19 protein-coding genes and 1 pseudogene are annotated in these 22138 nt (G+C 60.9%); 4 read left to right on the forward strand and 16 right to left on the reverse strand.

The annotated features are described in order from the left end of the window. Positions 1-7: 7 nt before the first annotated feature. The 13 genes and pseudogenes from murG to HMPREF2935_RS12375 all read right to left on the reverse strand — a co-directional run bounded on the left by murG (position 8) and on the right by HMPREF2935_RS12375 (position 14825). Positions 8-1090, reverse strand: coding sequence for an undecaprenyldiphospho-muramoylpentapeptide beta-N-acetylglucosaminyltransferase (gene murG / locus HMPREF2935_RS12320; RefSeq protein WP_070733420.1), 1083 nt, complete (start codon positions 1088-1090; stop codon positions 8-10). A 29-nt stretch (positions 1091-1119) separates the two neighbouring features. Then, positions 1120-1812: an FtsW/RodA/SpoVE family cell cycle protein gene (locus HMPREF2935_RS13880; RefSeq protein WP_371326248.1), complete on the reverse strand. Its 693-nt coding sequence runs from the start codon at positions 1810-1812 to the stop codon at positions 1120-1122. A gap of 1 nt (position 1813) precedes the next feature. Beyond that, a pseudogene (locus tag HMPREF2935_RS13885) lies at positions 1814-2542 on the reverse strand (FtsW/RodA/SpoVE family cell cycle protein); the annotation flags it as partial. Between the two features lie 21 nt (positions 2543-2563). Next, entirely contained in the window at positions 2564-4018 is a 1455-nt protein-coding gene (gene murD, locus HMPREF2935_RS12330; protein ID WP_070733422.1) for a UDP-N-acetylmuramoyl-L-alanine--D-glutamate ligase, read from the reverse strand. Positions 4019-4020: 2 nt separating this feature from the next. Continuing rightward, on the reverse strand, positions 4021-5133 hold the full coding sequence (gene mraY / locus HMPREF2935_RS12335) for a phospho-N-acetylmuramoyl-pentapeptide-transferase (protein WP_061923494.1): 1113 nt from the start codon (positions 5131-5133) through the stop codon (positions 4021-4023). A gap of 29 nt (positions 5134-5162) precedes the next feature. Continuing rightward, entirely contained in the window at positions 5163-6692 is a 1530-nt protein-coding gene (gene murF / locus HMPREF2935_RS12340) for a UDP-N-acetylmuramoyl-tripeptide--D-alanyl-D-alanine ligase (protein ID WP_070733424.1), read from the reverse strand. Then, positions 6689-8269: a UDP-N-acetylmuramoyl-L-alanyl-D-glutamate--2,6-diaminopimelate ligase gene (locus tag HMPREF2935_RS12345; protein WP_070733426.1), complete on the reverse strand. Its 1581-nt coding sequence runs from the start codon at positions 8267-8269 to the stop codon at positions 6689-6691. Before HMPREF2935_RS12345 ends, murF begins: the two co-directional genes overlap by 4 nt. 49 nt (positions 8270-8318) lie before the next feature. Beyond that, a complete protein-coding gene (locus HMPREF2935_RS12350; protein WP_070733490.1) occupies positions 8319-10151 on the reverse strand; it encodes a peptidoglycan D,D-transpeptidase FtsI family protein in 1833 nt (610 codons plus the stop codon). Positions 10152-10617: 466 nt separating this feature from the next. Further along, on the reverse strand, positions 10618-11427 hold the full coding sequence (locus HMPREF2935_RS13300; protein WP_246817838.1) for a cell division protein FtsL: 810 nt from the start codon (positions 11425-11427) through the stop codon (positions 10618-10620). Beyond that, positions 11424-12470, reverse strand: a complete 1047-nt coding sequence (gene rsmH / locus HMPREF2935_RS12360; RefSeq protein ID WP_070733428.1) for a 16S rRNA (cytosine(1402)-N(4))-methyltransferase RsmH — start codon at positions 12468-12470, stop codon at positions 11424-11426. The genes HMPREF2935_RS13300 and rsmH overlap by 4 nt, the downstream gene beginning before the upstream one ends. Positions 12471-12625: 155 nt before the next feature. Next, positions 12626-13060 carry a division/cell wall cluster transcriptional repressor MraZ gene (gene mraZ, locus HMPREF2935_RS12365; protein ID WP_061923504.1) on the reverse strand — a complete coding sequence of 145 codons (435 nt, stop codon included), beginning with the start codon at positions 13058-13060 and terminating at the stop codon, positions 12626-12628. 736 nt (positions 13061-13796) lie between these two features. Beyond that, positions 13797-14168 carry a DUF3040 domain-containing protein gene (locus HMPREF2935_RS12370; RefSeq protein WP_062043940.1) on the reverse strand — a complete coding sequence of 124 codons (372 nt, stop codon included), beginning with the start codon at positions 14166-14168 and terminating at the stop codon, positions 13797-13799. A gap of 216 nt (positions 14169-14384) precedes the next feature. Continuing rightward, the gene (locus HMPREF2935_RS12375; protein ID WP_070733430.1) at positions 14385-14825 is read right to left on the reverse strand and encodes an SAV_6107 family HEPN domain-containing protein; all 441 of its coding nucleotides are present in this window, start codon (positions 14823-14825) and stop codon (positions 14385-14387) included. 217 nt (positions 14826-15042) lie between these two features. On the opposite strand from HMPREF2935_RS12375, the gene HMPREF2935_RS12380 reads away from it, so the two are divergent. Genes HMPREF2935_RS12380 through HMPREF2935_RS12390 form a run of 3 tightly spaced genes read left to right on the forward strand, consistent with a single transcriptional unit; the run spans position 15043 to position 18299 of the window. Beyond that, a complete protein-coding gene (locus HMPREF2935_RS12380; RefSeq protein WP_070733431.1) occupies positions 15043-15606 on the forward strand; it encodes a GNAT family N-acetyltransferase in 564 nt (187 codons plus the stop codon). 6 nt (positions 15607-15612) lie between these two features. Further along, positions 15613-16734, forward strand: a complete 1122-nt coding sequence (locus HMPREF2935_RS12385) for a polyprenyl synthetase family protein (protein WP_070518215.1) — start codon at positions 15613-15615, stop codon at positions 16732-16734. A gap of 5 nt (positions 16735-16739) precedes the next feature. Then, positions 16740-18299: an alpha-(1->6)-mannopyranosyltransferase A gene (locus tag HMPREF2935_RS12390; protein ID WP_070733432.1), complete on the forward strand. Its 1560-nt coding sequence runs from the start codon at positions 16740-16742 to the stop codon at positions 18297-18299. Here HMPREF2935_RS12390 and HMPREF2935_RS12395 read toward each other — a convergent pair. Beyond that, positions 18296-18676: an Rv2175c family DNA-binding protein gene (locus tag HMPREF2935_RS12395; protein WP_235591065.1), complete on the reverse strand. Its 381-nt coding sequence runs from the start codon at positions 18674-18676 to the stop codon at positions 18296-18298. The two genes, HMPREF2935_RS12390 and HMPREF2935_RS12395, sit on opposite strands and share 4 nt — an antisense overlap. Positions 18677-18747: 71 nt before the next feature. Between HMPREF2935_RS12395 and HMPREF2935_RS12400 the strand changes: the two genes are divergently transcribed. Continuing rightward, the gene (locus tag HMPREF2935_RS12400; RefSeq protein ID WP_061923525.1) at positions 18748-20112 is read left to right on the forward strand and encodes a protein kinase domain-containing protein; all 1365 of its coding nucleotides are present in this window, start codon (positions 18748-18750) and stop codon (positions 20110-20112) included. 17 nt (positions 20113-20129) lie between these two features. Here HMPREF2935_RS12400 and HMPREF2935_RS12405 read toward each other — a convergent pair whose 3' ends face one another. Together HMPREF2935_RS12405 and HMPREF2935_RS12410 are read right to left on the reverse strand one after the other, a co-directional pair. Continuing rightward, positions 20130-21518: a class II 3-deoxy-7-phosphoheptulonate synthase gene (locus tag HMPREF2935_RS12405; protein WP_061923528.1), complete on the reverse strand. Its 1389-nt coding sequence runs from the start codon at positions 21516-21518 to the stop codon at positions 20130-20132. 44 nt (positions 21519-21562) lie between these two features. Beyond that, complete coding sequence (locus HMPREF2935_RS12410) at positions 21563-22072, reverse strand: polyadenylate-specific 3'-exoribonuclease AS (protein ID WP_061923531.1); 510 nt, start codon at positions 22070-22072, stop codon at positions 21563-21565. Positions 22073-22138 lie beyond the last annotated feature (66 nt).

Raw genomic sequence — 22138 nt, forward strand, 5'->3', positions numbered from 1 at the left:
GAGGGTTTTAGGCGCGCGCTTGCTCGATGGTGGTTGCGATTCGGTCAGCAATGGTGTTGGCAACGTCGCCAGCAGAGTTCGTCGCCGCGGCCGCGCGCACTTCCTTTAAGCGAGCGTCATCTTCCATAATGCCGCGGACCTCGGAGACCAAGCGCTGGGGGTTGAGTTCGGCGTCGGCGATCTGCACGGCAGCGCCGGCTTCTACTAGCTCGCGGGAGTTCAGTGCCTGCTCACCATTGCCGATTGGCAGTGGCACGTAAATGGCAGGAACGCCGGCAGCGGTTACCTCAGCGACCGTCATCGCGCCTGAGCGGCAAATCATCAAGTCAGCTACGGCAAGCGCGCCAGCCATATCGTCGATGTATGGCAGTGGCGTGTAATTCGGGGCAGACGCCGGCGCCTCATTCTTCTTGCCGTAGGCATGCAGGACCTGGTACTTCTTGGTTAGCTCCGGCAACGCGCCCGCCACTGCCTTATTGATGCTGGCTGCGCCCTGCGAGCCACCGGTAATGACGATGGTGGGCATATCCTCGCGCAACCCCCAACGCTTGCGGGCCTCCGCAGCCACAGAACCGTCGGGGTCTTGACCCATTCCTGGGCGCACTGGGATACCCACGACCTCGCCAGGCATGCCGGAGTTCGGGTGCGCGTTGAAGCCGATTCCACCCAAACGCACGCCAAGCTTATTTGCGATGCCCGAAAGCGCGTTGGTTTCTAGCACATAAAAAGGCATGCCTAGAGTCTTTGCAGCAAGGTAGGCCGAAGCGGAAACGTATCCGCCCGTTCCAAAGACCACATCAGCTTCAACGTCTTTTAAAACCTTGCGGGTTTGCATTACCGACTTTGCAACGTTCAAAGGAAGCTTAAACAGATCGGCGTTCACCTTGCGCGGAACCGGAACAGGGGTCACCATGCGCAGATCCACCCCGCGGGCGGGAACGATATCGCGCTCCAGTCCCTTCTCGGTGCCCAACGCGGTTAACTTCGCGCCGTGACGCTGCCGGAGCGCTTCACCCACTGCGAGCGCTGGTTCGATATGGCCTGCGGTGCCGCCACCTGCAAGGACGACAGAAATGGGGGTGGAATTCATGACCTACAGGCTACCAGCGCCACCCAGGCCTACCGCTTCTCGCCGCGCCGCGGCAGGCGGTAATCACTAGGCCCACGGCTCGTCACCGTTCGGCCAAAGCGCTCCTCGCGCTCCGCTGGCCGACGCCCGCCCCGATTCTTCTGCGGCTGCGAGGCATGGCGGCCTCCCTTACGCTTCGGGGCGGCGTCGGAAAGCTGCGGCTCGGGGATGAAAAACAGACGGTCGAACAGCGGGCGGCCAAAGTTCTGCATCGCAGAAATCTGCAGCGGCTCATGGCGCGCGACGTTACACAGCACGCCCATCGAACCGATGGTGATAAGCGCTGCGGAGCCGCCTGCGGAAATCATCGGCAGCTGAATGCCCGTCACAGGAAGAAGACCCACCACATAGCCGATGTTAATGAAGGCCTGGATAACAACGCCGACCGTCAATGTGGCGGCCAGCAGCGCCTGGAAAGAATCCTGCGCATTCTTTGCTGTACGCAGACCGATGTAACCCAGTGCGGCAAACAAGCCGATAACCAGCAAGCCGCCCCACAGCCCGAGTTCCTCGCCGATGATGGCGAAGACGAAATCATTCTTCGCCTCCGGCAGGTAGAACCACTTCGCACGGGATTGGCCGAGGCCAACGCCCCAGAACCCGCCGTCGGCAAGCGAAAGGAAGCCCCTGGTAAGCCTGGAAACCGGTGCCCTGCGTGTCCTCGATGTTGCCGCGGAAAGCATCAAAGTAGGTGTGGAAACGGTGCGTACGGAAGCCGCCGCCCAGAAAGACTGCGGTTAAGCCCAACGCGCCGAGGCCAATGATGGTGGCAGCGACGCGCCAATTCACGCCCGCAAAAAGCAAGGTGAAGATAACCACCAAGGCAAACGACGCCGCCATGCCGATATCGCCCTGCAACACGATGAGCACGAACATCACAGACGCGATGAGCGAGTACATCATGAATGGGTCAGAAAGACGCATCGAACGGTGCGGCTTGCCCGCCAGCGCCGAAGCGCCGTACATCGCTACGGTGACACGTGCGAACTCAGAAGGCTGGAAAGCCACAGGGCCCAGCGGAATCCAGGACTGCGAACCCACCGTCTCACGACCGGTACCCACGCCAGGAATCAACACTGCGATGAGCAAGATGATGGACAAAAGCAGCAGCCACGGCACGAACTTACGCAGCGTATAAGGAGAAACCCGCAGCGCAATCCAGAACAAAATCAGGCCGCCTGCCACGAGCAGGCACTGGCGGATGGCATCTGTCCACACGTTGGAGTTTTCTGTGAAGGAGATAGCCATGGATGCGGAGAACGCCATGAGCACACCAATGCCAATCAGCGAAAAGATGATAATCCGCAGCAGCTGGTAATCCAGCCCCGGTTGCGCGCGGTAGTGTTGGCGGATTTCGCCCACGCGTTGGCCGAGCGTCTTCGACGCTGGTTGTTGCGGCCTAGTTGCGGTCATGGAGTCTCCTGAATTGCGTGGTTAACGTGCGATGCGCTGGGCGGCTGCGGCGAAGAAGTCACCGCGCTGTGCCATGCCTTGGTACATATCCAACGATGCCCCAGCCGGCGCCAAAAGGACGGTATCGCCGGGTTCGGCGTGTTGCACGGCGACGGTAACCGCCTCCTCCATTGCCCTTAGGGGATCGGTGGATTCGATGACGGTGGTGGCAACTCCACGCTGCTGGAGGGCGTCGTAGAGCACTTGCTTGTCGACGCCCATTACAACCGCTGCTTTTAGCCTTTCCGCGTGGGCGTCGAGAAGATCGCTGACGTCGGCACCTTTGAGCTGACCGCCAGCGACCCACACCACATTGTCCAACCCGCGCATCGCGGCCTCGGCTGCATGGGGGTTGGTGGCTTTGGAGTTGTCGATGAAAGCGATGCCGTTATGGCGGTGCACTAGCTCGCCGCGGTGACCGGCGACGGTGTAGCTTTCGAGGCCTTCGGTGATTGAGGCCGGCTCGGCACCGGCGAGCAAAGCAGCGCAGGCGGCTGCTGCGGCGTCGAGAATACCCGCCATACCAGAGGGCTGAAGGGCGGTGACATCGTCGATGACGGTGGCGCTAACGCCTGCCACGTTGTTAATAACGAGCTGGCCGTCGATGACGCCTACTTCCCCATCATTCGGAATGGTGTGGGTAAAAGCGTGGGTGTCTGGAGAAAGCGCGCCGCGTTCTGCGGCGGCATCGGCGTATTCGCGGACCTGGGAGTCGTCGCGGCCGATGACCGCGTGGGAGCCGGATAGCACCTTTGCCTTGGCCTCGGCATAGGCGTGGAAGGAACCGTGCCAATCGAGGTGGTCGTCGGCGAGGTTGAGAAGTACTCCGACCTCCGCGCGCAGCTGGGAGGACCAATGCAGCTGGAAGGAGGAAAGCTCAGCGACGAGGACGTCCACGCGTGGGCTGGCGGCTAGGGCGTCGAATGGCGAGGTGCCGATGTTTCCGACGGCTTGGGAGCGCTTTCCGGAGCGCTGCTCATCGGCGGCCATGATTGCGGCCAGCATGCCGGTGGTTGTGGTCTTGCCATTGGTGCCCGTGACGGCAAGCCAGGTGCGCGGTGCGCCGAAGACGCTGGCGGCATCAAGACGATAGGCCAGCTCGACATCCCCGATGACCTCTACCCCGGCCGCAGCTGCGGCGAGCAAAAGCGGCGAGGACGGCGCCCAGCCCGGAGAGGTAACAACGAGGGAGTAATCGGCGGGGTTGGCAGTGGCGGCGTCGATTGTGGTGACAGAAAGGTCGGCCTCCAGGCGTGCGCGGGAATCCGCGTTGCCATCAGCCACCACGACGTCGGCGCCGAGGCGCAGCAGTACGCTCGCACAGCCGCGGCCGGACACGCCCGCGCCGGCGACCAAGATGCGCCCGCGCAAGGAATCAGGCAGAGCCGCGGGCGAGACCTCGGAATTGGAGGCAGCAAAATCGAAGGCAGCGGACATGACTAGCCCACCAGCCCGATACCGGAATCAGCGAGCCAGTCGCCGTAGAAGATAGCAACGCCGGCCATAGCCGCCATGGCGGCAATCAACCAGAAGCGCACGACCACTGCGGTCTCTGCCCAGCCACCGTTTTCGAAGTGGTGGTGGATTGGAGCCATACGGAAGAAACGCTTACCGCTGGTGCGGAAGACCACGATCTGGATAACAACGGAGACGGTCTCGATGACAAAGAGCGCACCGATGATGATCATCAGCAGCTCGGTGCGGCTGGTCACGGAAATGCCTGCGACGAGGCCGCCGAGCGCGAGGGAGCCGGTATCTCCCATGAAGATCTTCGCCGGTGCCGCGTTCCACCACAGAAAGCCCAGACAGCCGCCTAGGCCAGCGGCGGTGAGAACCGCGAGATCCAGCGGGTCGCGGACCTGGTAGCAGCCGGCTGTGAACTCGGTGGCACAAGAGTTGCGGAACTGCCAGAAGGTCATGATGGTATACGCACCCATGACAATCGCGGTGGTGCCGGCTGCGAGACCATCCAGACCATCGGTAAGGTTCACGGCGTTCGACCACGCCGCGATCAAGATGTACATGAAGATCAAGAACACGATGGTTCCCACGATGGTCGGGCCAACCGCGAAGTCGAAAGTCTCAATATCTCGAACGAAGGACAGCTTCGTGGTACCAGGTGTCAGGCCAGTGTCATCCGGGCGCTGCAGGCAGAGCAGGCCAAAAGCCAATGCGAGGGCGAGCTGCCCCACCAACTTGGCGGTCTTGTTTAGGCCCAAGTTGCGCTGCTTGAAAAGCTTGATGAAGTCATCGGCAAAACCCAAGCCGCCGAGGCCCAGAGTCAAGCCCAACACCAAGATTCCGGAGAAGGTAAAGCCACCGTGGCCGGTCACCTGCCCGTAGATTCCCACCGTCAGGTAGCCCACCGTGATACCTGCCAGAATGGCCAGGCCGCCCATGGTCGGGGTGCCGCGCTTGCGCAGGTGCGACTTCGGGCCGTCCTCACGGATCTCCTGACCCTTGCCAACATCCGAGAAATAACGGATGAGCAGCGGGGTGATGAAAATCGCTACGAGAAAGCTGACCACACCAGCGATGATGATCTGTGTCACTTGCTTGGGTTCCTTCTAATATTCGTGAGCTAGCTCTGGTTGAGCTTTTCTGCAACGAGCCACAGGCGTTGGGCATTCGAAGCTTTGACGAGGACGACATCTTTGGCGTCCCTATTTGGCCAATCGTCCACGCCTACTGGCGCGGTACGCAGAAGGCCGTCAACAATTTTTGCGGCCTCATCAACATCGGCACAGATACTAGTATTTATACCCTTTGCTTGTGCCGCTTCCGCCATCGCCCGCGTGTTGACGCTAGTGCCCACGGCCACCAGATGGTCTACGTGGTACTTCGCCAGCTCACTGCCCAACTGGCGGTGCGAGTCGAGTGCGTCCTCGCCGAGCTCGCCCATCTCGCCGAGCACGGCGATGGAACGGGCGTCGGGACGCGCCGCCGCGGTATAAGCCAGCGCGGCGATGGCCGCACGCATGGAGTCTGGGTTTGCGTTGTAGGAGTCATCGATGAGTGTGACACCATCGCGACGGTTGCGCACGTCCATGCGGTGCTCCGACGCAATGCGGTGGCCAGACAGAGCGTTGGCTACCAGCTCGGCGCTTAGTCCCAGCTCGATGGCAGCTGCAGCGGCAGCCAAGGCGTTGGAGACCTGATGCGCGCCGAAAACCTGCAGTTTCACCGGCAGCGGCTGCGCGTCTGGGGTATGCATCATGAACGAGGCACGAGCGACATCGTCAAGCTGGACCTGCGTAGCGTAGTACTGCACATTAGAGCCTTGCTTATCCACGGCCGAGTAGTAGACCACCTTCGCATCCGTGCGCGGCGCCATGCCGGCGACGAAAGGATCGTCCGCGTTGAGCACTGCGACGCCGCCGTCTTTCGCGCCCGGTAGGGCCTCGACGAGTTCGCCTTTGGCTTGGGCAATGTTCTCGCGGGAGCCGAACTCACCCAAATGGGCGGAGCCGACGTTCAAGACCACACCGACCTTGGGTGCGGTGATGTTAGTGAGGTGGCGAATGTGGCCGATACCGCGGGCGGACATCTCAGCCACCAAGTATTCGGTGTGCTCGTCGCAACGCAGAGCGGTATAGGGCAGGCCGACCTCGTTGTTAAAAGAGCCCGGAGGCGCGACGGTCTCCCCCGCCGCGCGGAAGATAGTGGCGATGAGATCCTTGGTGGAGGTCTTGCCGGCCGAGCCGGTCACGCCCACGATGTTGAGGGCGGAATCGGTAGCTAGGCGCTGCGTGACCGCGCGTGCCAGTGCGGACAAAGCCTCGATGACTGCGGCGGCTGAGCCGTCTTCATCGTTGGCATAAATGTCAGCGTTAGCGCCGTCGCCTTCGACCTTGCCCTTCGGCTCAACGACGATAGCCGACACGCCAACAGGACGTGCCGCCAGCACAGCAACTGCCCCGGATGCGACTGCTTTTTCTGCAAAATCGTGGCCGTCTACACGGGCACCCGGCAGTGCGAGAAAAAGCCCGCCCGGGGTGACTTTGCGGGAATCGAATTCGACGAATCCTGTCACCTGCGCGGAAGGATCTTCCACGCAATCGAGGCGACCGCCAGTGATGTCAGCGATTTCTTGAAGGGTCAATGCAATCATGCTTGTTCCTTTTCCACAGTGTCACCGTACCGCGCATTTTCCTGTGGCGCGTTGCCGGCTAGCTTTTCGTCGAGAGCGCGTGCGAGCTCTTCGCGGTCGTCGAAGTGAACAGTCTCATCGCCGATGATTTGGCCGACTTCGTGCCCCTTGCCTACGACGATGACGGCGTCGCCAGGCATGGCCCAGCGGACTGCTTCGTCGATGGCGGCGGCGCGCGAGCCGACCTCGCGGATATCAGTGGAAGCTGAAGCCTTGCGTGCGCCCTCGATGACGGATGCGCGGATGGTGGCTGGGTCCTCGCTGCGCGGATTATCGTCAGTGACCACGACGAGGTCCGCGCGCTCTGCGGCGGCAGCACCCATCAGTGGGCGCTTGGAGGAGTCGCGGTCGCCTCCGGCGCCGACAACCACCGCGAGGCGCCCATCGGTTCCCTCGAGCTGGCCACGCAGAGTATCGAGAACGGCGGCGACTGCGGCCGGCTTATGGGCATAGTCAACCACGGCGACGAATTCCTGGCCGCGGTCGATACGCTCCATGCGGCCTGGAACGGCCACGCGCTCGATGCCGGCCAGGAACTGCTCGACGTCAACGCCAACGGCGGCCGCCATGCCCGTGGCCAGCGCAGCGTTGGCAATATTAAATTTTCCTGGCATCGGCAGCTCGAAGGAATGCTGCTGGCCAGCGAAGTTCATATCCACATGCTGCTCGCCAGTGACCTCGGTGCCGGTCTGGGTCGCGGTGACCAGAGTTGCATCGACGGCGTCGGCCAGTTGCTGTGCCTGCTCTGCTGCGGTGGTGGCAACCACGGTGCGCGGCTTACCGGCGGCGCGCTCCAGCATGCGCTTGCCCCACTCATCGTCGACGCAGATAACGGCGGAGGCGGCCGATTGCGGGCCGTCGAAAAGCGCGGCCTTGGCCTCGAAGTAATCCTCCATCGTCGGGTGGAAGTCAAGGTGATCTTGGCTGAGGTTGCTGAAACCGCCGACCTTGAAGTGTGTGCCCCGCACGCGGCCCAGCTCGAGAGCGTGGGAGGAGACCTCCATGACCACGTGGGTAACCCCCTCCGCGAGCATGCGTGCGAACAGCTCCTGCAGCGTCGGTGCTTCCGGGGTAGTCAACTTGGTGGGAACCGGCTTGCGGTTGATACGAGTGCCGGTGGTGCCGATGAGACCGACCTTGTAGCCAGCGTGGAGCAAGCCCGCCTCAAGCAGGTAGCTGGTGGTCGTCTTGCCGGAGGTGCCGGTGACCGCAATGACGGTCAGCGACTTCGTCGGGTGCTCATAGATTTCTGCGGCGATGAGCCCCAGCACGGCGCGGATGTCTTCGACCACGATGATCGGGCGGCGCTCCCCTGCTTCCTGCAAGTGCTGCAGGCCGGCTTCGTCGGTGAGGATCGCCGCTGCTTCGGTGCCGCCGGCGAACTGGGCGCCATGCACGCGGGTTCCGGGCAACGCTGCAAAGAGGCCGCCCGCAGCAATCGCCTTGGAGTCGAGACTGCAGGAGGAAACAGTGACGGTCTCGTCACCGATAACGCGCCCGCCGCCGATAGTAGCGAGGCTTTCTAGGTCTACGCTCATTGCTTTCTCCCCTTTTTGTAGTGCGAAGGTGTGGTATTCGTTGAAGTTTTTATTGAGCGCGCAGGGTCAGCTCCGGCGCGGGCTTGGACGGTGGAATGTTGTCGCGGTTGAGCAGCCAGCTAGCGATGTCCTTGAACACCGGCGCAGCAGACTGGCCGCCGGAACCGTTGTCGTTGACGCCCGACTGCGGTTCGTCGAGCATGATGGCGACGACGAAACGAGGGTCGTCGGCAGGCGCGATGCCCGCGAAAGTGATCCAGTACGCGGAGTTGGAGTAGGCGCCGGTTTTCTCATCGACCTTCTGGGCGGTGCCCGTCTTACCGGAAAGCTGATAGCCCTCGATGTTATTGCCACCCGCGGTGCCGTTCTGGACGCCATTTGGATCCTTCTGGAACACGGCGCGGAACATATCGACGGTGGTCTTCGCGGTTTCCTCGCTAACCACGCGGGTCTTGCGCGGCTCGTCGAGTTTTTCCTTCTCGCCGTCTGGGCCGGTGATAGAGGAAATAATGCGCGGTTCGATGCGCTCTCCTCCGTTGGCAAGCGCTTGATAGACGCTGGCCAATTGCAGGGTGGTCCAGGACTGGCCCTGGCCGATGGGCAGGTTGGCGAAGGTGCCGCCGGACCACTGTTCCTGAGCCGGTACGAGGCCTGCGGATTCATTTGGCAGTTCAATGCCGGTGGTCTCGCCAAGGCCGAAGGCCTCGAGATACTTGGCGTAGCGTTCCTGGCCCAGCTTCTGGGCGAGCATCAGGGTACCGACGTTGGAAGACTTACCGAAGATACCCGTAGTGGTGTACGGCTCGACGCCGTGCTGCCACGCATCGTTGACGGTCACACCGGACATGTCGATGGAGCCCGGGACTTGGTGGACCTCGTCCGGAGTGGTGACGCCTTCCTGCAATGCGGCAGCGGCGGTGATCACCTTGGCAACGGAACCTGGCTCATAAGGGTGGGACACGCTGCGGTTGTCGAAGGCCTTGTCTTCTTTGAGCTGTTTTTCAATGTCCTTGTTTGGGTCGATGGTGCCCGTGTTAGCCATGGCAAGAACCTCGCCGGTAGCGACGTCGAGAACGACTGCCTGGGCGTTCTTCGCCTTGGAGTTCACGCGGGCCTTTTCGAGCTTTTGCTGGACATAGGTCTGCAGGTCTAGGTCGAGGGTCAAGGTGACGTTCTTGCCATCGGTAGCTGGAACCTGATCGCGCAGGGTGCCCGGGATGGCTTGGCCACTGGTGGAAACGTCCTCGGTGGAGCTGCCGTCGATACCTGTCAGTGTGGAATCGCCGGAGGCCTCGAAACCGAACTGGCCTTGGCCGTCCATGGAAACCTTACCGATGACGTTTTCGGCAATTGCGCCGTTGGGGTACTGGCGGATCTGCTGCTCGTCGGCAGCCAAGCCGTGGTACTCCTCGGCGATCTTTACGGCGACGTCAGGATCGACGTTGCGGACCAAGACCTCATACTGCGTATCAGCGTGGAGCTTATCGAGGATGTGCTTGGAATTGACGTCGCCAGTGCTAAGGCCCGCGGCCTTGATCTTGTCTGGGATGCCCTCAGCCATCTCCTTCAGGCGGGACTCGACCTTGTCATCTAGGAACTTGTTGCGGGAGGCTTCGTCCATGCTGCCGAAAGAGTCCTCGCCAGTTGCCTCAATCTCTTCCTGCTCCCGTAGCTCTTCGCGCAAGCGGGTCGGGGAAACGGTCAGCGAGCGGGACTTCATGGTGTAGGCAAGGCGCTGGGCGTTGCGGTCAACAATCTCACCGCGGCGGGCGGAGTCGATGTAGACACGGGAACGCTGTGCCACCGCCTTTGCGGCAAGATCCGGGCCCCACACGAGCTGTACCCAAGCCAGGCGTCCGCCTAGGATAACGAGGACGACCATCAGCGCAGAAACGACGGTTTTAACGCGCTTGCTAAGGATTTCCTTCTGCGGCAAGAACTTGAAGCGGCCGGGTGCCGCAGGACCGCGAGTTTGCTTATCACGGCTGGCGGCAGTGACGCGCTCACTCGGGCGCAGCGCATTGGCACGCGGCATGGCAGAGCCAGTGTTGGCTCCTCGATGGGTGCGGTTTGTGGGACGGCCCTGACGGTAGCCTTCGTTGCGTCCTAGGCGACTGTGGCTAGTGCGATCCGCAGGGGTGCCCCTGCCGGCGCGCCCCTGGTCCCTCCGGGAACCGCCATAGCGGTCACCTGAATTGGGTCGAGTCACAAAGTCACCTTTTCCTTTTGCCGATTATCTTTTTACAGCTCATCGCGCTGCAGACAGTCTTGGATCAAGATTTTGCCCTATAAATGCGAAGTGCTCGCGCAGGCACGCGCGAGCACATCCGAAGAAACCACATTCACAGCTAGTTGGCATACGGCGCTTGCGCCGGAATGTTTGGCAATTCCACCTGCGCGCCTGGTGCCGGCGATGAGGCGTTCTCTTCACCTGGCTGTCGGTCCGTGCGTTGGCGGCCTTGCGGCACCTCGTTCAAGCTACCGGAAACATCCTTGGTTGCGTCCGGGTCACTGGAAGCCTGTCCCGGTCGAACCGGTGCGCCGTTGACGTCAACGATCGCTTCGGTTGCCGGATCCGCTGGGCGCTTCTCTTGCGGGTTACCTTCTGGGTCAACCTCAACGATGCCCGGCTGCGTCGGAACGCCCATCTTGGCCTCGTTGGCACGGCGCGCTACGTCGGATGCCGAACGCACGTTTTCGAGGTCGCGGTTCAAAGTCTCAAGCTGATTATCCAGCTGAGACTCCTGGACAGTGAGATCCTTGACCACGAAGGTCTGCGCGGTGGAGATACCGGACAGCCACATGGAGACGACCACGCCGAAAATCAGCAAGCCGATTGTGATGAAGGAAAGCCGGGTAAACAGCGAGTTCTTCTTGGTGGTTTGCTGCGGAAGCCGGCGGCCACGGAAGGACACGACTTGCTTCGAGCCCAAGCGGTTGCCGCGGCGCGTCGGCACTTGCGTGCGATGCGGGGCGCGGCGCGGAGTACGCTGTGGGACCGCACGGCGGCCTGGCTCGAGAAGAGTCGTGGCGGCTCCGGGATCAGTTCCGGTAGTAAAGTCGCGGCTCGCCCCCATGGTGCGGGGCCTTCCTAGTGCTGGGTTCTGAAAAGTCTGTGCAGAGTAGTTACGTTCAGGGATACGTTCGTTAAGACTCATGACGTGCCTCCCGGTGGGTGCAGCGAAGGCTCGCCCTCAAGACGCTCGATAGCGCGGACCCGAACCGAAGCAGCGCGGGAGTTTTCCTCGATCTCTTCAGCACTCGCTTTTTCCGCACCGCGGGTGACGGTCTTGAACTTCGGAGCCGTACCCGGCAGGTCCATTGGCAAACCGGCGGGAGTTTTCGACTTCGTCAGCTCAGCAAAAGCCTGTTTGACGATGCGATCTTCCAACGACTGATAGCTCATGAACACCGCACGCCCGCCAACGGTGAGCGCGTCAGTGATGACAGGAATAACCTGCTCGATTGCCTCCAACTCGCGGTTAACCTCCACGCGCAGCGCCTGGAAAGTGCGCTTTGCAGGGTGCCCGCCAGTGCGGCGGGTGGCAGCCGGGATGGGGGAATAAAGCAGTTCAACGAGGCGCTCAGAGTTACTAAAGGGCTCCTTCTCGCGCTCCTTGAGGACGGCGGAGGCAATCTTTCCGGCGAAGCGTTCATCGCCGTAGGTCTTCAAGATGCGCGCCAAATCGCCGTGGCTATAAGTATTGAGGATGTCCGCAGCGGTAATCCCATGCGAAGGGTCCATGCGCATGTCCAAAGGCGCGTCGGTCTTATAAGCAAAACCGCGTTCGACCTGGTCAAGCTGCATCGAGGAAACGCCCAAATCGAAGAGCGCTCCGGCGATTCCGTGCTCACGCGCGACGTCGAAAATCGCGCCCTCTGCGCGCTCAATTTCTGCACACACATCATCAAAGCGGGCATTGACGCCGACGAAGCGATCTCCGAAGGGCGCAAGGCGTTCGGTGGCTGCCGCCAAGGAGGCGCCATCGCGGTCGACACCAATTACGCGGACATTGGGGAACTTGTTCAAGAAGTATTCGGTGTGCCCGCCGGCCCCCAAGGTGCCGTCGATAAGCACTGCGTTATCGCCCGCAACTGCAGGTTCTAGCAGCTGTGCCATGCGCTCACGCATAACCGGCACGTGGCCGTGATTATCCGCTACGTCGTAATTTACTGCCGAGTTATTGTCCTGAGCCGTCATCGCTGCTAGTCACCCCCCACTTATGAAAAATTGTCTTACAGTGCAAAAGAGTGCGTATAGGGCCCTGTCCGAGGCAGGTTTCTGATATCGGGGAAGTACACCAGAGCATCCACCTCGGGCAGAGTCCGTACACGCACTCATCGCTAGCTGCATGTCTAAAGCAAGCCAGCGAGTACGTCATCGGCGTCTGCCGCCGAGTAAGCATCTTCAGTTTGCGCCTGGTACTCAGCCCACGCGGCTGCGTCCCAGATTTCGAGGAAGTCCACCGAACCGACAACCACGCACTCCTTCTTGAGGCTTGCGTACTCGCGGTGGGCTGCTGAAAGCGTGATTCGCCCGTGCCCGTCTGGCCTTTGCTCGTCCGCACTTGCTGCCAAGTTACGGATAAACGCACGCGCATCTGGGTTCGTACGAGATACCGCCGCCGCTTTTCGCGCTCGCGCCGCAAATTCCTCACGCGGGTACACCGCTAAGGAATGGTCCTGACCTTTGGTGACCATGAGGCCACCCGCCAGCTCTTCACGGAACTTCGCTGGAAGCGTTAGCCGCCCTTTGTCATCGAGCTTGGGAGTGTAGGTACCGAGAAACATCCCGGGTCCACCTTCCTGTTACTCGAAACTCCGGATTCCTCTGTGCAGCCCCTCGCGCCGGCAGATGTTCAACACACATCCACAGGCCCTCGGTTCTACACTGTGCCCCACTCTACCCCACTTTCCCCCACTTCTGTCACCCTCGACTGCGTGTTTAAAAGTTTTTCAACAAATCAGCCGAGGTAGAAGACCATTTTTGCAGTGGGAAGAATTCCCCAGCCACCCCCTTGACAACGTCCTACAAACACCCCAATTACCCCACCAATCACACCAACATATTGCGCCCCACCGCCACTTTGAACCCCGCATATTGCGATTAGTGCAGTCCCCGCTCAGCCCGCGATGCACGTTTACAGCTCTCCCAATTGCAGCTGCTGGCCCGGGTACCGACGTTTGGCGGCCCATCTCTATATCCGTTTCGACAAATACCCAGGGCTGGAAACCCAGAGTTCATGGCTGGTTTTCAATCGCGCCATAGCGCACTAAACCACGAACAGGAAGTCTGGTTTTCCAGGGCTGGTAATCCTCTTGAACACCCCATAGCCTCCTCGCACGCCGCTGGGATACGCACCGCCCAACGCGCGCAAAAGGCCACACTCCCCTCCCCGCGGTGGGGCAAAGTGGAGAATGTGGGACGAAGTGGGTGGAAGGGGTGAAAGTGGGAGATAGAGCTCAGAGAAAACTAAAAGCCCGCATCCAGAAGGATGCGGGCTCTAGCACCAAAGAAGCTGGCAGCTTATTCGAAACGGCGGCGGAAGTTCTCCTCAAGGCGGGAGCTCACGCCTTGACGGTTGCCAGCCGGGCGGCGCGGCGCGCTATAGCTAACAGCCTCTTTACGGCCACGCAGCATCCACACGCCAGCACCGAACATCACGAGGAAGCCCAGTACAGACAAGGCCACAAACCACAGTGACTGCTGCGCCAAAGCTACGCCGCCAACCATCAACAAAAGGCCGACAACGATGAGGGCAACCCCGCGCAGGGTGATGGCGCCGCCGCTACCGAAGCCGGAGTCACCCGTAACGGAGGAACCAAACTTGGGATCATCCTGCATCAAGGATCGTTCAATTTCACGCAGTGCCTGCTGCTCGTGCTCGGAAAGCGACACTTTTCCTCCAATTGATCTCAATGGGCATCGGGCCGAAAATCCACGCTGCGATGCACCTACGCGCCACCGCGCAAGCTTTGGGTTACACCATGATTCGTGAACTACTAACTATCTAACGCCCAGAGTAATCAGTAAGTTCCCGCAAGCACAGTCTGCCCCCACCACTATTGGGCAACGTCACACCCAGAGTAAATAACTGGCCCCGAAACCACGCAGCTAGGCAGCAAGAGAACCGAAGACAATCCCCTCTTCAACCTCTGCCAAAAATTCCGCAGCCAAGGCCATTAGCTTTACAACGACTTCTTCATCCGGCGCACCATCCAGCCCGGAGGCCACACGAGAACGAAGGCGGGAATATCCACGGAAACGCTCCGCCCAATCCCTCTCGGAAGCGCCCACCATGGCCAGCTGCTCCCACGCACTCGAGGGCAAACGGCGCCGCTTTGACACTGCGGAATCTGCGATACGCGCACCGGCAGTGCGCAGACCCGCCTGGTATGCAAACTCGAGGGCTTGGTCCCAACGCTCAGCGGCAGCCATGGCGCGGGCCTGCGACAGAAGGTCTCCGGCTTGCGTTAGAAAACGGTCGCGCTTGAACGCGCCTGCGGCAGCGCGCGACCCCTTGAACTGTGCTGTTGCAGAAATAACCTGTGCCATGATGCTCCTCCTTTGCTGTTGTTAACCATAAATCTAGAGCGTGCGCTGGACATTTACTTCCAGATTAGTTCAAATGTTCGAATAAGGCAATGGTTTTCCCACTACAGCCAAATATTTTCGAACATGCCCTCCCCTCTTCGGGGCATCGCCAAGCAGGGCAGGAACTTTTGCCGGAATTCCTTGTCGAACTCTGCCAAGATCTGCTGATATTAAAGACGTGAGTTTTCGTATTCGCCGCTTGAGCCCGCAAGAGTTCGCCATGCTGGCGCCCCCCTTGGTCGATATTTACATCGCCGCCATGGGATATAACCCCACCATGCGTGCAAATCGAATCAAGGCATGGAAAGCAGACATCATGCGGCCAGGGTTTACGGCGGTGATCGTGGAAGATGAGTATGGAATAGGCGGCGTCGCTTATGGCTTCATCGGTTCGCCCGACACCTGGTGGGACCGGCAGCTACGGAGGGGATTCGCCGAGGCCGGCGGGGCCACTCAGGAGCAGCTGGAGATTCTCCACAACTACTTTGAGCTCGCTGAGATTCATGTCGCGCCGAACCTGCAAGGCCATGGGCTGGGATTGGCGCTAATAAAGGAGCTGGCGTGGAACGCTCCTGCCAGTTACCTTTTGCTGTCGACGCCGGAGGTCCCCGACGAGGCCAACGCGGCATTTCGGCTCTACCGTAAGGTGGGATTCTTCGATGTGCTGCGCGAGTTGGAATACCCCGCTGATTCCCGTGCCTTTGCAATTCTCGCGGCACGCCTGCCGCTTTCCACCACGTAACAGGGAATGTCCGGTTCAACAGGTAACGTGTGGGGAGTGAAAGACAACAGCATTCCTTCCCTAGAGCAGTTCCCGGATACCGCCCGCGAAAAGCTCCTAGAGTTTTTAGACCAGCGCCGCCCCGAGGTCGCCGAAATCGGCGGCCCCGTCGTTGGCGCCACGTCTTACCTGGAAAACTTTGTCCTCGACGGCGGCAAGCGTATCCGCCCCACCTACGCGTGGGCGGGTTTCTTGGGCGCACGTGGCTTGGACGGCGAGGAAGATCCGCAGGCCATGGCCACCGCCGCATCGTCGCTGGAATTCATTCAGGCCTGCGCGCTTATCCATGATGACATCATCGATTCATCTGATACCCGCCGCGGCAACCCCACGGTGCATCGCGCCGTCGCAGCGCAGCATCGCGCACAGGACTTCCACGGTGACGCAGACTTCTTTGGTCAGTCGGTTGCCATCCTCGTCGGTGACCTCGCACTAGCTTGGGCCGAAGACATGCTGCAAGGTTCAGGTCTAAGCAGCGCGGCTTTGCAGCGTGCGCGCGGCCCATGGGCGGGCATGCGCACCGAAGTCATCGGCGGCCAGCTGCTCGATATCTCGCTAGAGGCAGCGGGCTCTGAGGACCCCACTTTGGCCAATTCTGTGAACCGTTATAAGACGGCCGCCTACACCATCGAGCGTCCTCTGCATTTGGGCGCCGCGGTGGCAGGTGCTGACGCCGCGCTTATCAGCGCTTTCCGTGGCTACGGCCGCGACATCGGCATCGCCTTCCAGCTCCGCGATGATCAGCTGGGCGTCTTTGGTGACCCAGAAATCACCGGCAAGCCCGCCGGTGATGACCTGCGCGAAGGCAAGCGCACCGTGCTGCTCTCGCTGGCTTTGCAGCGCGCTGATGAAAAGGACCCAGCATCCGCGAAGGTGCTGCGCTCGCTCATTGGCAACACGGAAGACCCAGCCGAAATCGCGCAGATGGCTCAAATCATCGCTGACTCCGGCGCCCCGCAAATGCTGGAGGAGCAGATTTCGGCACTAACCGAATCCGGCTTGGGCCACTTGCGCAAGGCCCATGTTGATCCTGCAGTCACTGAGACCCTCGAGGCACTGGCTATTAAGTCCACTGCCCGTCGAATGTAGGCACTATGACCGCACCTGAGAAAGGTCACAAGACTTATACCGTGCGCCTGCCCAATGCGCTGCCGGTGGGAATCATCGCCAGCATCATATTGGCCTTTGCCTCGTTTTCGGGCGGCGCCACGCGCAATCGCGGCGGAATCCTCGAAGCGCTAAACATCGGCTTCTTGGCTTATGGCCACGGCCGCAACGTGGGCATGGTGCTCTACTGGGTCGGCTTGTTTGGCCTCGTTGCGGCCTGGATTTTGGCAGGCCGCCAGGTCATTAATCCGCAGCTGAAGAACCCTCAGCCCAACGGCGGCTTGCGTTCGATCCGCATCATGCTGAGCGCCTGGATTGTGCCTTTGCTCTTCGCCGCTCCCCTGGCCTCCCGCGATGTCTATTCCTATCTGATGCAGGGCGCCATGGTGCGCGATGGCTTCGATCCTTATACGGAAGGCGCGGCGGTCAATCCAGGCCCGTTCCTGCTGGAGGTCTCCCATGACTGGCGCAACACCACTACCCCATATGGCCCGCTGCACTTGTGGATGGCCGAGGCAGTCACGCGCGTAGTCGGGGACAATGTGGCCGCCGGTATCATCATCTACAAGGCGATTTCCCTGCTTGGCTTTGCGGTCATCGCGTGGGCGATTGTGCATCTCACCCGTGCCCTTGGCGGCGATCCTGCCCTAGCGCTGTGGCTTGGCGTGGCCAACCCAGTGGTGGTTTTGCACTTGGTAGCGGGCATGCACAACGAGTCCGTTATGGTGGCTTTGGTATCACTCGGCCTGCTGGCTGCAGTGAAGAAACGCTTCCACATTGGCTTGCTGCTCATTGGCGTCGCGGTGGCGCTTAAAGCCACAGCTATCTTCGCAGCTCCCTTCGTGGTGTGGATGATGGTGCTGCACTATGCGCCGGGCTCGGCCTCGCGCGGGCGCCAGCTTGGTGCTTTTGTGCTCTCCGGCATCGTGGCTTTGGCTGAGGTAGGCCTTGCAGTGGCTGCGATTACCTGGGCTTCGGGCAGCTCCTGGGGCTGGCTTTCGCAGATCAGCGGCAACTCTAAGGTGGTCAATCCCCTAGCTGGCCCTACCTTTGCCGCCGATGTCATGATTCCGTTGATTCAGATCTTCAGCCCGGATACCACCTACAACGGCGTGCTGAACGTACTGCGCACCATTTCGATGGTTTTGATGCTCATCGGCTTGGTGGCCATGTGGTGGCTGGGCCGCGGCAGCGTGCGCCGTGCCATCGCCGGCACTGCGGGCGCCTACCAGGTGGCGTTCCTCTTCAATTCGGTGACGCTGCCTTGGTACTACGCCTCGGTGCTGACGCTGATGGGCACCTTCCGCCCACCGCTGTTGCTGCTGAAGATAACCACCGGCGTTTCGCTGTTTATCGGCGTCGCTTTCTCCGGCGATGGCAACCACCAGCTCTATAACTGGTGGTGGGATATCGCCATGGTCGTTGCCGCGTGGGCTTTAACGCAGTGGATCTTCGCTGGCGTCAGCCCCAAGATCGGCGATGGGCTGCGTAGGAACGCAGCCCAGGAACCCATAAAAGCAGAGTCTGCAGAAAAAGCTACTGCCTAGAAAGCAGAAGCCTGCGCGCGGCGGATAACTTCGCGTGCCAGGTGGCCGTGCAAGGCGTCGATCGGGCGGCCCGGGAGAGTTTCATCTTCGGTGAAAAGATGGATGAAGATCTCCTGGTCACTAAAACCGCCGTCGCTAAGCACGGTGATAACGCCTGAAACATACTTGGAGATAACGCCCTTCTGATTAAAGAAGGCAGCCGGCACCAAGCGGGTACCTTCTGCGTTGCGCCACGCGATGAACTTGCGGGCGCCCAGCAGATCAAACACGCGGGTAATCTGCAGGTCGAGCTTGTCCGCCACCTCTTGCAGCGTCAACAGCTCCTCGCCTTCCAGGAGGGCAGCGATTTCTTCGTTCTTGGCCTGTTCGGAATTCATCTGTGGATTAGTCACAGACACAACCTTAGCCGGATACCACATCGCTGCGTCTATCAGCCATACTGGATTACATGACAAGGCTGGAAGTAGGCGACATTCTCGAGGACCGCTATCGCGTCGATCGGCCGATCGCGCGGGGCGGCATGTCCACGGTTTATCGCTGCGTCGACATGCGCTTAGGCCGTGCGGTGGCGGCGAAGGTAATGCATGAGCACTATCAAGACGATCCGGCCTTTGTGAAGCGTTTCGAGCGCGAGGCCCGCGCGATGGCACAGCTGCAGCATCCAAACCTCGTGGGAGTGCATGACTTCTCTTCCGATGGCGTGCCGATTTTTCTCATCATGGAACTTATCACCGGCGGCACCTTGCGCGAGCTGCTCGCCGAGCGCGGCCCCATGCCGGCACACGCCGCGGCGGCGGTCATGCGCCCGATGCTCATGGGCTTGGATGAAGTCCATCGCGCGGGTTTAGTCCATCGCGATATCAAGCCAGACAACGTGCTGATTACCGCACAGAGCCGCGTGAAGTTGGGGGATTTTGGTCTAGTGCGGTCGGCCGCAGCGGAGCGGGGCTCGAGCCAGATCATCGGTACGGTGTCGTATCTTTCACCAGAGCAGGTCACCGGTGAGCCGATTACGGCGGCCTCCGATGTTTATTCCGCCGGCATCGTCCTCTTCGAGCTTCTAACAGGCAGCGTTCCTTTCCGTGGCGCTACCCCATTGGAGCACGCGCAGGCACGCCTGCAGGCAGACGTGCCGGCACCTTCGTCCCGCATTGCGGGAGTGCCGAAGCTTTTCGACGCCCTCGTCGCCACCGCCACGGCGCGAGAGAAGGCCGAGCGCTTTGCCGACGCAGGCGAGTTCTTGGACGCGCTTGACGACATCACGCGGGAGCTCGCACTCCCCGACTTCACTGTCCCTGTCCCCCGCAACGCTGCCGCCGCCCGCACTGCCGAGCAGCCCACGGATTTCTCCGGCACAGGTGCTACCCACGTCTTCGATGCCACCACGGCGTTGGAAAGCCCGGCGCCCCAGCCGCGGCCTGCCGAAGAAGAACCGGTAACCGAATACGTTCCGCAGCAGCCGCAGCGCGCGCCTCTTAGCTTCGAAACGCGCGCCGATACGCCAGCCGCCCCGCGGCCGGCGGCCTATCCATCGCAGACACGCATCGATCCCTACGCCGGGCAGGTGCCCCCGACTCCGCAAACTCCCCCGGCTCCGATGCCGCAGCGGGCGCCGGCTCCTGCCCCGCAACAACACAATCAGCTCTCCCGCATCGCGGAGGAGGAACCAGAAGAGCGCCGGGAAACTAACCGCAGTGTCTTCTCACTGCTGCTTTTCCTGGCGCTCGTGGCACTAGCTACCGTCGCCGTGGCGATCGGCGGCTGGTGGTTTGGCTCAGGCAACTACGGCTTCTTGCCGCAGTTCCTAGCCTAAGTAGCGGTCTTTGCCCGCTAGTTGCGCAGCATCTCCGCTATGAGGAAGGACAACTCCAGGGACTGCTGGGTGTTGAGACGCGGGTCCACTGCGGACTCGTAACGACCCGGCAGGTCTAGGTCGGTGATGTCCTCAGCGCCGCCCAAGCACTCGGTGACGTCCTCGCCGGTGAACTCAAGGTGCACGCCGCCTGGGTGGGTGCCCAGCTCGCGGTGGACCTCGAAGAAGCCTTGGACCTCGTCGACGATCTTGTCGAAGTGACGGGTCTTGTAACCATTCGACGCCGTGAAGGTGTTGCCATGCATTGGATCGCACTGCCAGACCACCTTGTGGCCGGAGTCTTCTACTGCCTTGACCACTGCTGGCAAGACGGTACGCACCTTGTCGTGGCCCATGCGGGTGATCATGGTCAGGCGTCCTGGTTCGCGGTTCGGGTCGAGCTTTTCTGCGTACTCCACCGCCTGCTCCGGGGTAACTCCAGGGCCAAGCTTGATGCCCACGGGGTTACCGATGAGCGCGGCGAAGTTGACGTGGAAGTCCTCGAGGCCGCGGGTACGCTCACCAATCCACAGTTGGTGGGCGGAAAGATCATAAAGCTTGGTCTCGCCGTTGGTGTCCACGCCAAGGCGCAGCATGGAACGCTCGTAGTCCTTCAACAGGGCCTCGTGGGAGCAGTAGATCTCAGCAGAACGTAGGGTCTCGTCAGAAACTCCGCAGGCGTTCATGAAAGCCAGGCCGTTTTCGATTTCATCGGCCAGCGCCTGGTAGCGCGCACCAGCCGAGGAGTTTGCCACGAATTCGCGGTTCCACTCGTGCAGGCGGTACAGGTCGGCGGTGCCAGACGAAGTCAACGAACGCACCAGGTTCATGGCAGCCGAAGAATTAGCGTAGGCCCGAATCATGCGGGCTGGGTCGTGACGCCGGGCCTCTTCGGTGGGCTCAACACCGTTGACGATGTCGCCGCGGTAGTTGAGCAAACCTTTTGAGTCCATGTCCGCCGAACGCGGCTTCGCGTACTGACCGGCGATGCGACCCAACTTCACAACTGGGGTCGAAGCGCCATAGGTGAGCACCACTGCCATCTGCAGCAAGGTTTTCACGTTGCCGCGGATGTGCGGCTCGGTATTGGATTCAAAGGTCTCAGCGCAGTCCCCGCCTTGCAGCAGGAATGCCTTGCCGAGCGCGACGTCGGCAAGCTTGCGCTTAAGCTCCTCAATCTCCGGTGCCACGACAATGGGCGGCACGGATTCCAGAATCTTGCGCACGTTATCTGCCTGCGCGCGATCCCAGCTCGGCTGCTGCTTGGCATTGCGTGCGATGGCATCCCGGAATCGCTCCTCGATGCCGGCAGGCAAAGGCGGAAGATCCGGAAGTGCTTCTTTAGGGATATCTACTGTCCAACTCACATGGCTATTTAACCATTAGCCCCCTGCCGCAGGATAGTTTGGGACTAGATAGTTACTTGGTTGGCCCTTGTCAGCGGTAGTGCCTCCATGCAGGCGCGAAACTTGGCTAGGTTATGACGGGCGTCGACAAGCGCGTCGTGATTGCCCTGCGGCACCGGCGGCAACTTTGGGCAGCCGGCGAATTCCCAGTACTGCTTGAGCTCGCGGGTATAGCGCGGGATGCGCTTGGGCAAGCCCGCCATATCGCCCCACAACTGGGCCAAAACCACGTGGTCATAGGCACCCACCCAAGCCCAGAGCTCGACCGGAGTGGAATGCTTGGTGAGAAACTCTATGAGCTCCTCGCGAATGCGATCGCGCGACTTCCAGACGGGATCGCTCGGGGAAGGCAGCTTATCGAGAACGTTCTCGCGCACCCACGCGTTGGCATGCGCGGGGTTGAAGTCGGTAGATACCGCATAAAATTCGCTGCCATCTTCGCCGACGATGCCAATGGAGACCAGCTCGATGGTCTTTCCATTCTCAATAAACTCGGTGTCATAGAAGTAGCGCACGGGGCCTAATCTTACTTGGCTTCCCTCCCCCAGCATGCCTTGGGGTCTGGGGTGCAAGAGGCGGTG

Origin of the sequence: Corynebacterium sp. HMSC076D02 (assembly GCF_001813815.1) — a bacterium.
GTDB lineage: Bacteria > Actinomycetota > Actinomycetes > Mycobacteriales > Mycobacteriaceae > Corynebacterium > Corynebacterium simulans.

What these genes read in the sequence shown, in the direction of transcription:
- HMPREF2935_RS12390 (WP_070733432.1), top strand. Translation starts at nt 16,740, where the DNA reads ATGACCGCACCTGAGAAAGGTCACAAGACTTATACCGTGCGCCTGCCC.
- rsmH (WP_070733428.1), bottom strand. Translation starts at nt 12,470, where the DNA reads ATGACGGCTCAGGACAATAACTCGGCAGTAAATTACGACGTAGCGGAT.
- HMPREF2935_RS12400 (WP_061923525.1), top strand. Translation starts at nt 18,748, where the DNA reads ATGACAAGGCTGGAAGTAGGCGACATTCTCGAGGACCGCTATCGCGTC.
- murD (WP_070733422.1), bottom strand. Translation starts at nt 4,018, where the DNA reads ATGTCCGCTGCCTTCGATTTTGCTGCCTCCAATTCCGAGGTCTCGCCC.
- HMPREF2935_RS13880 (WP_371326248.1), bottom strand. Translation starts at nt 1,812, where the DNA reads ATGCTTTCCGCGGCAACATCGAGGACACGCAGGGCACCGGTTTCCAGG.
- HMPREF2935_RS12345 (WP_070733426.1), bottom strand. Translation starts at nt 8,269, where the DNA reads ATGAGCGTAGACCTAGAAAGCCTCGCTACTATCGGCGGCGGGCGCGTT.
- HMPREF2935_RS12375 (WP_070733430.1), bottom strand. Translation starts at nt 14,825, where the DNA reads ATGGCACAGGTTATTTCTGCAACAGCACAGTTCAAGGGGTCGCGCGCT.
- mraZ (WP_061923504.1), bottom strand. Translation starts at nt 13,060, where the DNA reads ATGTTTCTCGGTACCTACACTCCCAAGCTCGATGACAAAGGGCGGCTA.
- HMPREF2935_RS12385 (WP_070518215.1), top strand. Translation starts at nt 15,613, where the DNA reads ATGTCCGGTTCAACAGGTAACGTGTGGGGAGTGAAAGACAACAGCATT.
- murF (WP_070733424.1), bottom strand. Translation starts at nt 6,692, where the DNA reads ATGATTGCATTGACCCTTCAAGAAATCGCTGACATCACTGGCGGTCGC.
- HMPREF2935_RS12395 (WP_235591065.1), bottom strand. Translation starts at nt 18,676, where the DNA reads ATGAATTCCGAACAGGCCAAGAACGAAGAAATCGCTGCCCTCCTGGAA.
- HMPREF2935_RS12350 (WP_070733490.1), bottom strand. Translation starts at nt 10,151, where the DNA reads ATGGTCGTCCTCGTTATCCTAGGCGGACGCCTGGCTTGGGTACAGCTC.
- murG (WP_070733420.1), bottom strand. Translation starts at nt 1,090, where the DNA reads ATGAATTCCACCCCCATTTCTGTCGTCCTTGCAGGTGGCGGCACCGCA.
- HMPREF2935_RS13300 (WP_246817838.1), bottom strand. Translation starts at nt 11,427, where the DNA reads ATGAGTCTTAACGAACGTATCCCTGAACGTAACTACTCTGCACAGACT.